1 protein-coding gene is annotated in these 1,189 nt (G+C 53.2%); it reads left to right on the forward strand.

Annotation, left to right across the window (positions count from 1 at the left end; all coding sequences use genetic code 11):
* Positions 1-62 precede the first annotated feature (62 nt).
* A protein-coding gene (locus QEP11_RS12890) for an IS3 family transposase (protein ID WP_284337059.1) occupies positions 63-1,150 on the forward strand; the annotation gives its coding sequence in 2 pieces (ribosomal slippage) (positions 63-315 and positions 315-1,150; 1,089 coding nt in all).
* Positions 1,151-1,189 lie beyond the last annotated feature (39 nt).

Consider the following 1,189-nt stretch of genomic DNA (forward strand, 5'->3'; position numbering starts at 1 on the left):
GGTAATCCCCCCGTAAAACCAACGTCTTGAGAAGTAGAGACCTCCCAAGGAGAATCTGTACTATGAAGAAGTCACGTTTTACAGACAGCCAAATCATCGATGCGCTCAAGCGTGTAGAAGCTGGCTTGGCAGTGCCTGAGCTGTGTCGAGAACTGGGTATCAGCGCAGCTACGTTCTACAAGTGGCGTGCCAAATTCGGTGGCATGGACGCATCCCTGATGGCTCGGATGAAGGAGCTCGAAGAAGAAAACCGCCGGCTGCGCAAGATGTACATCGAGGAAAAGCTCAAAGCCGAGGTGGTGGCTGAGGCGCTCGCAAAAAAGTGGTGAAGCCATCTCGCAGACGCGAGATGGCAAAGCTTGCAGTTGCGCAACGTGGGCTGACCATTCGCTTGGCTTGCCAAGCGTTTCAAATCAGTCAAGCCTGCTACCGGTACAAGGCTCAGCGCAGTATCGAGGACGATGAGATTGCGCATTGGCTACTGCGCTTGACGGACAACAACCGCAATTGGGGCTTTGGTTTGTGCTTGCTGTATTTGCGCAATGTCAGAGGCTTCCAATGGAACCACAAGCGGGTGTATCGGATTTACCGGGAGTTGGAGCTCAATTTGCGCATACGGCCACGCAAGCGCTTGGACCGAGCCAAACCTGAACCACTGACAGTGCCTGCCAGCAGGGATGTTGTATGGTCAATGGACTTTATGCACGACCAACTTGAGGATGGCCGCAGCATCCGGCTGCTCAACGTGATTGACGACTTCAACCGTGAAGCTTTGGGCATTGAGGTGGACTTCTCATTGCCTTCGCTGCGCGTGATTCGGGTGCTGGAGCAAATCATGCAGTGGCGTGGCCAACCCCAAGTAATTCGCTGTGACAACGGCCCTGAATACATCAGCGCAACACTGCAAAACTGGGCGAGTGCCAAAGGCATCCGATTGGAATATATCCAGCCTGGCAAGCCTCAGCAAAATGCCTATGTCGAACGTTTCAATAGGACCGTTCGCTATGAATGGTTGTCACAGTACCATTGGCGCAATCTGGATGAAGTTCGAGATTGCGCCACGCAATGGATGTGGCGATATAACCATGAACGCCCAAATATGGCATTGGGCGGCATCACCCCAAAACAGCGGCTTGCCATGGCCGCATAGCTCTACTTCTCAGAGCGATGGTTTATGGGGGGATTACCA

Origin of the sequence: Comamonas halotolerans, from assembly GCF_030162935.1 — a bacterium.
GTDB classification, from domain to species: domain Bacteria; phylum Pseudomonadota; class Gammaproteobacteria; order Burkholderiales; family Burkholderiaceae_C; genus Comamonas; species Comamonas halotolerans.